Raw genomic sequence first — 11,248 nt, forward strand, 5'->3', positions numbered from 1 at the left:
ACTACTCAAACAAGCGTTGACCGGCGCGTTAGACGGAGAACCCGGCGTCATCATCGTCGAGGGATTCACCGGAACCGGAAAAACAGCCCTGCTCAAAGCGCGTTTCACATTGCTGTCAGTCGGGTGTGTTGAAGGTGCGGCGTTGTTGGCGGGTGGCGGCTTCGCCTCGGGCAAGGCGGCGGAGCATGCCACCGAGGGCGGCCCATCGAATCATGGCCTCCGACGTTGCGCGGTGGGTTTCGTAGTCGCGGGCCAGGCGGCGGTGGGCGGTGATCCAGGCCAGGGTCCGCTCCACGACCCAGCGGCGGGGGTGCACGACGAACCCTCGTTGGTCGGCGGGTTTGCGGACGATCTCGACGGTGGTGCGCAGCAGGTCGCGGGCCCAGTCGACGAGGCGCCCGGCGAAGCCCGTGTCGGCGAAGACGTGCCGGATGGGGGTGGCCGCGTAGGTGGCGAGCAGGGCTCCCTTGGCACCGTCGCGGTCCTGCCAGGACGCGGCCAGGACCCAGACGGTGACCAGCAGGCCGAGAGTGTCGGTGACGATGAACCGTTTCCGGCCGTTGATCTTCTTCCCGGCGTCATAACCGCGGGAATCCCGCGGCACGGTGTCGGCGCCTTTCACGCTCTGTGAGTCGATGATCCCCGCCGTCGGCTCGGGCTCGCGGCCGTGTGCCACCCGGATCTGCTCACGTAGCTCGGTCAGGATCCGCTCGGTCACGCCCCGACTGTTCAGCCGGGTGAAGTGCGCGTACACGGTCTGCCACGGCGGGAAGTCGACCGGCAGGTAACGCCACGCGCAACCGGTACGCACCACGTACAAGATCAATCAGGCGTCGGCGAGCCGCCGCTAAGAATTTCTGCCTTTGGCGCGCTTCAGCCGGTCGACGTGCCGGCAGCCGTAGCGGTCGGATTCTTCGGCGCTCAGTGCACGAGGTTCACCGCCCTCGTTCGATGTCTGCGCTGGTCAGCCGGCCGACGACGGCTGGGGCCCGCTGGCGCACGGGATCTCTTGAGGCATGTCGAGTACGTCAAGCGGCCAGCCGCAGCCTCGGTGTCATGTTGCGGTGGCCGCCAAGTCGTTAAGGGCTGCGTTGATCACGGGCCAACACATGCTGAGAGTATCGCGGTCTGGAGCATGGCCGATCTTCACCTGGGCGTTGGGATGCACGAGGTTGCGGTATTCGCGGAGTTTTCCAGCGAAACCGCGGACGTCGGCTTGTATCCACTTTTCATGGTGGGCGGTCTCGATCAGCTCGTGCAGGGTCCACTTGTCGAGAGGCTTTTGTGCGTTGGGCGTGCGGGCCTTGACGGCGTCGAGGAGAACGCCTTCCAGAAGGCTGCCGAGCATGATGATCGCGCTGGCGTAGGCACCGTTGCGGTCGCAGATACGTGCCTCGTTGAGCCGACTTTCAAGGACGATCGCGAGGTCGGCGTCGCGGACGATGTCTGCCATGGCCACGTGGAGCATGACGTCTGGTGACTGTTGCTCTTGGTCCTCTGGCTGCTTGTAGGGCCGAATGACGGGTCGCCCCTGGCTGTGTGCGATCTCGAAGCCTTCGATGGCGAGGATGCTGTTGAGTAGCTCGGTGACCTCGGCGGCGGCCAAGGGCTCGTTGCGATGAACGTACTCACGTCGGTCAGCAAGGCGGCAGACGAGCGCGTCGATGGCCCCGGCTGCGTCTCGACGTTGACGGAGCTGGTTGGTGAGCCAGCTTCGGCGCTGTTCGCCGTTGTAGGGCGCGACGTTCTCCCAGCCGGCTTGTTGGAGAAGCTTGGGCAGCTCGGCCCCACGTCGATACACGGGGTAGTCGTCGCCGCCACAAGCGATTCGGGCGATCTCATCGAGGGTGTTGTCGTCGATACTCTCGAGCACGCGGGTCTCCTAGAGGTCGTCTTCGTCATCGGACAGCGTTGTGGGTCTCCAACGTGGCTGCTGGCGTGGTGCTGCGGGCAGCGAACGGGGTTCGATGCCTCGTTGCTGTAGCTGCTGCCAGAGTGGTTCGAGGGCGGCAGCGGGGTCGTGCAGGTATTCGCTGTCCCGGATGCGAATGAACTGCCAACCGGCTCGGCGTAGCTCTCGCTCGCGGTGTAGTTCCTGCTGGACCTGCTCGGGTTGTCGGTACCGCGACGGTGTGTCGCACTCGACGGCCAGCCGGCCGTTGTCGCCGACGACGACAAGATCGATGGCTCGGTGGTCGACGGGGTAGTGCGGGACTACGGCGTAGCCGCGGCGCCGCAGCTCCAGGAAGACGCGTTGCTGCAGCAGGCCGGCGAAGGGTTCGGTGCGGGTGTCGGGGGTGACGTCATCGAGCTCGGGATCGACCGTGAAGGTCGCCGGAGGGTGGAGCATGTAGGTCAGCAGGGAGTGGCGAAGGTCGGTGGGATTCAGGCTGTTAGGGGGCACCGAGGTGAACAGCCAGAGTTGGTCACGGGCGCGACTGGCGGCGACGTTGTACCGACGCTGCTCGGTGCGGCCGGTGAGAGCCGTTCTGGCCTTCGTCACGACCATGGACAGCAGGACGATGTCGCGTTCGTCGCCTTGGAAGTCGGGTGGTTGGCCAACTCGAATTTGTCGGTGGCGTATGTCGGCCGGGTCGATGCGCTCGTAGAGCAGCTTCTCAAGGATCTGAGTCTGTTTGCCGCTCTGCAGCGCGATGATGCCGATGGTCTTGTTGCGGCACATCGGGTCGTCGATGATCTTTTGAACGTTATCGATGATGGCGCTGGCTTCGACCTGGTTGCGCAGGGTTGCCCGTTGTCCCTCTTCCATGGCGTCGTTGACCTGCACGACTCTGAGGGGGTCGAGGCGGTCGGCGCCGAACTGGCGGAGTGGGATAAGTCTGCCGTCGTAGAACTGCGCAGAGGACCATCCGATGATTTCGGGCATGCATCGGAAGTGTTCGGAGAGTCGAACGACATCGGAGAAGCGGGTGGCTAGGAGTTCGTAGAGATTTGAGGTGGGGAGGAAACCGTTGCGGAGGTTCAGTTCCATGTCGGCTAGGTGCCAGTCGAGGCTCTCTTGGACGGCCTCGGAGTCGTTGTTTCGGTAGTTGGCACCGGGTGCGCACTGCTTCTCGTCGCCGACGACGATGACTCGTGGTGCCAGCCACAGAAGGAAGAGGTTATCGACGCTGGCTTGGCTGGCTTCATCGACGATGACGACGTCAAAGGCGTTGGGTCGTGGCGTGATGGTGTCGATCACGGCTGATAGGGGCATGACCCAGGCGGGGACGGCCTGCTGGGCGTTCTTCATCGCCTCGAACGCTGCGGTGAGGTACCGGTCCTTGTTCTTGCCCTGCCCTCGGCCGTAGGCGCCCATGTTGGTCTTGTAGGACTGGAGAGCTTGACGCTGTTCTTCCGTTATTTGTTCCAGGCAGTGTTGCAGAGCCTGTTTGCCAGCTAGCTCTGCGGTCACGCGGTTGAGTTCTAGTTCAACATCGCCGATGCGCTGCTCGTGGATCTGCTCGGTATCTGTTGGCCGGATCATCTGGTGGTAGGCCGCTGCTGCGCTCCAGGCCCACGACGCTTCGAGGTCGGTGAGGCGGTGTCCCCAGGTTGGATCGTTGAGGTTCTCGCTGATCTGGGTGGCGAGTGCCGGGTGGGCGGCGGAGAGTTTCTGGAGCAGCTGTTCGCAGCGCTGTTGTGAGTCCTTGTCGCTCCTGGCCAGATCAAGCTGTCGGCGGGCCGCCGCGTAACGGTCGATGTCGCTGCTTCCGAGAGCAACGCTGAGCTCGGCGGCTTCGGGGGCGACGTCTGGGTTCCGGCGCCATGTCTGCATTCTGTTGGTGAGCTCAGTGATGGCTTCGGACGCCTGCCGTGCCCCGGTGATAGTCGTTCGGTTGTGGCCAATGCGGACGAGGAGGTCCCAATCTTGCGGGCTGCGGACTGCGAAGCGGATTCCGTGGCTGCGTAGAAGGCGCTCCACTGTGTCCCGCACGGCGGCGAGTGTGCGCAGGGCCGAGGCGTTGTGTGAGATGTCGTGGAGATGTGCGACTCGACGGCGTAGCGGCCCGTGGAACGTCGGAACGCCGACCTGGGCCCATGCTTCCAGAGCCGTGGTGACGGCTGTTTCGGCCTGAAGGAAGGTGGACAGTGCGGTCAGTTCTGAGGTGGTGGCGGGCGGGGCGCCGTCAACCGTGCAGCTTTGCAGTAGGTCCGTGGCGTCGAGCTGGGCGCGTGGGGGCAGGTAGCGGCGTAGGCGTCGGCCATTGGCCATGTGCCTACGCAGACGCTTGGCCTGGCCCGAGAGGCGGCTGAGGTGGGCTGCGGTGAGGGGTGTAGTGCCCAGGTCGATGTCGCAGTCGTTGAGCGCCGTGAGGGCACGTACGTGGGGCTCCACCTCTCGCAGTTCGGCGAACAGGGCCTCCCAGTAGGCGGGGCTTTGCCGGGTCAGGAGCGCTTCGGCGGCTCTGCGTCGCCAGTCTGCGGCGTCCCAGTCAGTGATCGTGTCGGGTAGTCCGCAGGATGCCAGGGCGTCGGTGGCAACCACGACGTGGCGCTGAATTTCAGCAAGGCTGGCGTCGTCGAGGGTGGTGAGTGACCAAGCGGTGGCGGTGTGGTCGGAGCCGAGGATCCGCTCAGCGTGAGCGATGGTGGCGATCATGGCGGCGACGTCCGCAGCGTGTGGAACCTCGTCGGAGTCGGGAATGAACTGCCGGGCTCGTGCGGCGCGCTGTGGTGTGGCGGAGGTGAGAAGCCGCCACAACTCTTGGGCCTGGTCGTTCGACAGGGGCGCATCCCGGCAGACGCCGGTGGGTAGGGTTTCGATCCAGCCGTGCTGATCGCGGCCGGCGTTCAGTTGTTCGACGATCTGCGCGAGCGTGCCGCCATAGCCAGCGGCGGTCGGCTCGTGGGTCGCGTACTCCTGTTCGCGGATCACGCCCAAATCACGGATCGTCTGCTCGAGGCGAGCACTCAGGCTGGCGCGCTGTTGCCGAAGTTGGGTGATGTCGCTACGTAGCTCGTCGACGGTGATCGTGGAGGACAGCTCCGACAGCGCGGTGATGCTGCGGTCGAGTTCGTCTGTGCCTGTCCGTTGCATGCCCGTCATGAGCACACACAGCTGTCTCACCGACTCGGGTAACTTCTCGCGGAGCACGCGCAGCGCTTGGTCCTTCTGGCTCGTGATGAGCAGCCTCTGGCCGTCGGCGAGCAGCGCGCAGATGAGGTTGGCGATCGTGTGTGTCTTGCCCGTGCCTGGTGGGCCCTGCACGACGACGGTCGTGTCGTCGCTGAGCTTGGCCAGCACCCTGCGCTGTTCTCGGTTACTCGGGAGAGGGAACAGCGGGTCGTCGCTGGTGACCGGGCGATCCCGCCCTGCACCCTTGAGCCAATTGCTGCGCTGTGTTGCCTCGATCGGGGTCACGAGCTGCGCCAGGCCGAGAGGGGTAGGAGCGTCTGCGTCCTCAAGGCTGTCAGCGATGGTGCGGTAAATCCGTTCCAGTCCCTTGCGGTCACGACGGCGGAGGAATAGGGCTGGGGCGGGGGTCAGCCGTGTCGTGTCGGCCTCGTCGAGGAGCGGAGGTTCCCACCGGTCGTCAGCAAGCTGAAGAGGACGTTCCCAGCAACGGCGCCGCCAGAGTTGCAGTAGGCGCACCACCTCCGGTGAGAAGGGGTGTAGCTGCGCCCCGGTATCGAACCAAGGGGATTCGAAGGGTTTGGCGCGGTATCCGTCTTGAGACGTGAGAAAGTCCTGGTCCTCGATCCTCATCCGCTGGTCGAGGGACAAGGTGACCTGCAGGCTGTCGGTCGCCGGGTCCTCGACGATGGCCGCGTTCCAGACCAGCAGGTGCCGTCGAATGGCCCAACGGCCAGCGGCGCTGGAGGTAAGGAGACCGACACCGAGCACAAGCTCCTCGGCATCGCCACGTTGCTGTGCCAGGCGCTGAAGTCGCTCCAGGTAGGTGTAGGTCGCGCGCTGCTCCCCTACGCGGCGCTCCTGCTCGGCCCACTTCGTCCACACGGCGAGCCAGGCCTCGTACTCCTGCCGAAGGGAATCGGGGATTGCCGGACCTGTTGCTAGATGGCCGCTGTCGTTCGTCACGAGCTGGAGTGGCGGGCCTTCGGCATTGCCGTACTCCGTACCGTCTAGCAGGTCACGGAGCGCCGTTGGGGGTACAGGTGGTTCAGGTGGCGGAGGGTAGGCGACCTGCATGATGACCGGTCCGCGGGAACGAGCGTTGTCTTGTGGTGGCCTACGAAGCCAGTAGGTGTTGGCCTCGTCGATCGCGTCGCGATTCGGCCGCTCGCTGCTTTTGACCTGCGCGAGCAGGTGCGCCACGAGACCTTGGGTCAGACGCCTGACGGTAGGACTTGTCGGGGACACGGGGTCCGGCACTATGCCTCCTCGGGCTCGCCCAGCCCAACAGGATGCACGCAATCAACTACTGAAGGCAACCATCTGCCGGAAGTGAGACATCTAGCGCCTCGAGACGGCGCACCGGGTGCAAGTTGACGTCGGCTGTGCCGCACTTTGACGCGACAAACCGGCCGGGACCCGACGGGTAACCTGCTCCTCATGTCGGGCGTCGTTGTTGCGGCCACCTACGACCTGCCACAACATGACGAGTCGGCACCGTTGGCGGAACAGGACGCCGTAAGTCAACCCCAGGCAGCTGCCGTCGTCGACAACCAGACGGCTGCCCAAAGCCCGTCAAGAATGCGGGCGCTGGCAACGAGGCCAGACTGCCGGACTGCCTCCGTGGGGCTCCGTCACGGTCCATCCCAAGACAGCGCAAGTAGGACAGATTCGACATCGTGTTGGCCATCCAGCGATAGCCACCGGGGATCGAAAGCGCGTGACCCGGGCAGAAGATTGAGGAGTTGGTTACGGTCCTGCTGCTACATACGCACCAGCACGGCAACCACGTCACCCTCCTCAGGCAGCGATCCGTAAGGCTGGCGTAGCGACGATGCGCACCGACGTCGCGATTGCCCTGGCTAAGCCGCCAGCTAGATGGTGCACCACTTGCGCGCCGCGGCGAGCGACAGAAGTTCAAGATGGTTACCCTGCTGGACGCCGACCCGGCCGGCGAGCAGGCCGCGACGCAGGATGTCCTACCCCAGCGAAAGCGAACTTCATGGCCAATGATCCTCTGAACCTCGACGAGTCCGCCGAGTGGGCAGGTCTCTGGTGGCTCCCCGACGACCCTGACGAGCGAATCCCTGGCGTGCTGCGTTACGAGCCGGAGGACGGCATCGTGCTCTCGTTGATAGGCGCGTTCGAAGACCGGATTGTGTCGAACCCCTCTCCTGGCCTCGCTCTGGTTCACGAAGGGCACCAGACGTGGGACGTCATTCACGGTGCGGCCGAGCAGCGCGAGATAAGCCTTCTCGCTTGCGTCCCGAAGAGCAGCATGCGGACCTTCGGTGCGCGAGTAAAGAGCCCAGACAAGCAGACGGTGTTGGTGACGACGGCGCTCATCGGGGCGCACGTCAGCGGGGAGAACGACGCAGCGTTCACCGCGGCCGAGGTGTCTGTCGAGGACCTCGGGCTGTGGGCAGCTTCGTCGGCGTTCGAGGGCTTCGTGGGAGTTGCCGACGGCACTCCAGACGGAAGCGGAAGCATCTCCGTGAAGCCGCCGGAATCCCAGTCGATCACGGTCGATGGAACTGAGTTCCTCCTCTCGCACCGGCACACACTGCCGTTTTTCGATCAGCGGAGGGGCGGGACCGTCGGCCGCATGCGCGACAGTGCGTTCCTGCGAATCGTTCCTACGGACCCGTTCTCCTTGAGCGGCGCAATAGGGGCGGCCAGCCTGGTTCAAGATCTGATCGCGCTCGCGACACACCGCGCCGCCGGCGTGATTTGGTTGCGACTGCAGCTGGCAAACGCGGACTCTGTGGCGCGTGGTGACCGGCCGTCACTGCGCCGAAGTGCTGATGTGCTCTACTCGCCCTCGGTGCTTGGTAAGCACGATGCCAAGGCAGTCGACTACCACCTCGTGTTCTTTACGTGCGCATCGTTCCCGTTCGAGGAGGTCGTTCCCCGCTGGTGCGAGGCACACGGGCGGCTACAGCTGGCGATCAATATGATCTTGGGTCTTCGCTACGCACCGGCGCCCTATGTAGAGAGCAATCTGTTGACAGCGGTGGGAGCAGCTGAGGTGCTGCATCGGTGTCTCCGCATCGACGAGCGCCCTATGCCCGCCGATGAGTTCAAGCCAATGCGCGAAGCGATGTTGGCGCACGTGCCCGAGGGCGACCGAGAGAGATTCAAAGGAGTTATCCGCAACGACCCGACTCTGCGGGACCGGCTGTACGCGCTCGCTGCGCGTCCTGACGCTGAAGCGGTCCGGCTGCTCATGCCGGACGTAGATCAATGGGCGAGGAGGACCACTCGGGCTCGGAACGACCTGGCGCACGAGGGCGGGACCCCGAAGCACTCAACCGAGGAGCTGATCGCCGTTGTGGAGGTGACCACAGCAGTCGTGATCCTCAACGTGCTGCACGAGCTCGGATTGCCCGCCGAGCGACAGCGCGAGGTCGTGCAGAGGCATCCACAGCTGCGTGCGACGGCCAGGAGCGCCCGCGAATGGCTGGTCGCCACGGGAACCGACTCCTGAGCCTCGTCTTCCGCAGCGATGACAGTGCTGCATGGGAGGGTACCGTTCGACGGGCGGTCGGGTCGGATGCCGTCGAGCTGGCTGTCCCTGCTTGACACGTATGGTAAAGCCCGTTTCCGTTCCTGATAGACCGGAGTTGTCTGTTGCGAACCGCCTTCGTGTTGGGTGCTGGCTTGTCGCTGGCGATCTCCGACAAAATGCCACTGACTGACGCGTTAGGCAACCTCGTGCGCGGCCGCCTTCCTGCGGCGGCAGCCCGTTCCCCGCGCGGCTTCAAAGGCGGCTATTTCGAGGCATGGTTGTCTCGGCTCGCCGAACCTCAGCCAGATCTGCTCGATCATGAGAATTACAGCAACCACGGGCTGTTCCTGAACGTCACCGACAACATCTACACGATCGTTCAGGAGTGTCAGCTCAATGTGCTCGCTGGACAACCGGACTGGTGGCTGCAACGTCTGGTCGGGCTCATGCACACCGGTCTCTCCGACGTGATCACGTTCAACTACGACATGCTAATCGAGCACACCATTGAGCACCTGCGTCCGGGGCAGTGGCCGGTCGGCGATATCGCGCGCGCGTTCCGGCTGGTGCGCGACGTGCCGCCGTTCTACCGCCAGCCGGGCTTCATCGTAGCCAGCAGCGCGGACACGTTGAGGCTGCTGAAGCTGCACGGCTCGCTGGATACATTCTGGGTGCCCGGCGACAGTTCCGGCGCCACGATCCAACGCTGGGAGTTGCAGGGCGGCTGGGGTGATCCACAAGGCGTTGACGAGTCCCGCCGCCGGCAAGCTCTGCCTGGCCGGAGTCCCTTCATCGTGCCGCCCGCCGCCGCGAAATCCGCCTTCTACAACAACCCGGTGACCCGCGAGCTTTGGCGCTCGGCATCTGAGGCGCTGCGTGCGGCCGACCGGGTCGCGCTGATCGGCTACTCGCTGCCGCCGACCGACCTGGTCACCTCCGGCATGTTCATCGACACACTCCGTGGCACCGACACGCAGGTCGACGTGGTCAATCCCTGTCCTGACGACATCGCGGACCGCCTGATCAACCTCGGTGTTCCTGACGGCAACGTCCGCCGGATCAAGGGCACCAACCCAGCGAGCGACTACACCGACCTGCTCGAGGACGAAGCCGCCCGCACCATCGCCGCCAAACTCTCAGGAGCGGACCCCTCGCGGCTGCTGGTGGTCGCCACATCGGCCTACCGAGCTGCACGTGTAACCGGGCTGCGCCGCAATGGCGACACTGTGGTCCTAACCATTGAACCGGTCACATCGCTGGAGGCCACCACGCGCAAGCAGCATCACCTCACCCAGGAGGTCGTGGATACCGCAACGCTTCTCGGGTACCTGGATGACGACAGCCGCGTCACGGTCGACTACGCCGATGGCACACGAGCGGCAATCATCGCGGTCGGCGAATGGCACACCGACACAGGTCTTGGCGACGGGCACTGGACCGTGCTGATGCCGTCAGCGATGCCCACACCAGAGCCCCGATAACGCTCCCCGTAGCGGTCGGTGTAGCCGTCCGAACAACACAGCGCCACCCACTTGAGCATGCGGCTCTCCTGCAGCGCCGTGGACGGCATTCCCGCGCCGACGGAACGAGCACCGTGCAACGCGTCAAGCGGTTGAATCTTGGGTTTCGCTCCTCCTCCACCGCATTGGACCACAGGCACTCGCTGCCAGCGCCCGATCTATACCGGCTGGCTTTCTGCGCGGTGCCCCGCGAAGTGTTCGCGCCACAGTCGGCTACCTGGAACTCCCCAGCCGCGCCTACCGCGCTACGGACGTGCCCGTCTGATCCGCGACGATTGTCGTCGAGCGGCATCATGACGGGAACCTGCGTTCGTCTATGGTCTGGCACAGTGATTGGGGTGAGTGCGGCAGAGTTGATCAGTCGGCTTCTTCAAGCCAAAGCGCATCTTGACCGGGCTCGGCAACTGGTACGAGCTGCCGGCTCTGAGCTTCACCAAGCGCGGGCGTTGATCCAGGCGGCGTTGCAGGGCACCGCCGATCAGAGCACTGCCGCGATGGTGGACCGCAGCTCACAGCAGCTCGGTGCAGCCGATGTCGCGGCCGGTCAGTCAGCGGGCAAGGTGGATGAGATCCTCACGCGGGTGCGTGGGCTGGGCGGTCTGGGAAACTGACCGCGGGTGGCGGCGGAATCCGTCGACCACCCGCACTTGCTGACCCACCGCAGGCGGTCCTTCGGGCGGCCGCGAGTCTGGCGCGTCGCAGCGAACCGCAGGACAAGACCGAGGCGTTTCTCCTCGCCGACGGGTCGATCATGGGCGATCCCGACTTCTCGGCGGAGTCAGATGGTCGGTTGCGCAGCCGGCAGATCAGGGTGGGCAGGCTTCCCGCTGCGGGGGTGGGACTCAAGCCGCCGCTGGCTCAGGCCATCGTGATGGACCACGCCGAGGCGCAGGCCGCCGCTGTGCTGCGCCGTCCCGGCAGCCCATCAGAGGCCACGCTCGTGCTCAATCACACCCCGTGCGACGATCCGATCAGACCCCTGGTCTGCGAAAAGATCCTCGCCACGATCCTGCCGCAAGGAACACGCCTGACGGTGTTCCTTACCGACGGCGACCGCACGTGGCTCCATAAGCTGTACGTCGGAACAGGAGAAGGGATCCGGCGATGAGCGTCGACATCACCTGGGGACGCGCCGTCGCCGCG

General features: G+C 64.9%; 6 protein-coding genes and 1 pseudogene. 4 read left to right on the plus strand and 3 right to left on the minus strand.

Features of this window, described 5'->3' with window-relative positions:
* Positions 1 to 115: 115 nt before the first annotated feature.
* The 3 genes and pseudogenes from AB0C20_RS31720 to AB0C20_RS31730 all read right to left on the minus strand — a co-directional run.
* Positions 116 to 823 (minus strand): annotated as a pseudogene (locus AB0C20_RS31720) (IS5 family transposase); the annotation flags it as partial.
* 231 nt (positions 824 to 1,054) lie between these two features.
* A complete protein-coding gene (locus AB0C20_RS31725; RefSeq protein ID WP_120723505.1) occupies positions 1,055 to 1,873 on the minus strand; it encodes a hypothetical protein in 819 nt (272 codons plus the stop codon).
* 9 nt (positions 1,874 to 1,882) lie between these two features.
* Positions 1,883 to 6,280 (minus strand): AAA domain-containing protein, encoded by a 4,398-nt coding sequence (locus AB0C20_RS31730; RefSeq protein WP_357569365.1) that lies wholly within the window; start codon positions 6,278 to 6,280, stop codon positions 1,883 to 1,885.
* 799 nt (positions 6,281 to 7,079) lie between these two features.
* Between AB0C20_RS31730 and AB0C20_RS31735 the strand changes: the two genes are divergently transcribed.
* From AB0C20_RS31735 to AB0C20_RS31750, 4 genes are all read left to right on the plus strand, one after another.
* Positions 7,080 to 8,564 (plus strand): HEPN domain-containing protein, encoded by a 1,485-nt coding sequence (locus AB0C20_RS31735; protein ID WP_357569366.1) that lies wholly within the window; start codon positions 7,080 to 7,082, stop codon positions 8,562 to 8,564.
* Between the two features lie 173 nt (positions 8,565 to 8,737).
* The gene (locus AB0C20_RS31740; RefSeq protein ID WP_357569367.1) at positions 8,738 to 10,066 is read left to right on the plus strand and encodes a hypothetical protein; all 1,329 of its coding nucleotides are present in this window, start codon (positions 8,738 to 8,740) and stop codon (positions 10,064 to 10,066) included.
* Positions 10,067 to 10,443: 377 nt separating this feature from the next.
* Positions 10,444 to 10,716 (plus strand): DUF6244 family protein, encoded by a 273-nt coding sequence (locus AB0C20_RS31745; protein ID WP_357569368.1) that lies wholly within the window; start codon positions 10,444 to 10,446, stop codon positions 10,714 to 10,716.
* A gap of 140 nt (positions 10,717 to 10,856) precedes the next feature.
* On the plus strand, positions 10,857 to 11,213 hold the full coding sequence (locus tag AB0C20_RS31750) for a DddA-like double-stranded DNA deaminase toxin (RefSeq protein WP_357569369.1): 357 nt from the start codon (positions 10,857 to 10,859) through the stop codon (positions 11,211 to 11,213).
* Positions 11,214 to 11,248 lie beyond the last annotated feature (35 nt).

It is taken from the genome of Micromonospora sp. NPDC048843 (assembly GCF_040649965.1).
GTDB lineage: Bacteria > Actinomycetota > Actinomycetes > Mycobacteriales > Micromonosporaceae > Micromonospora > Micromonospora hortensis.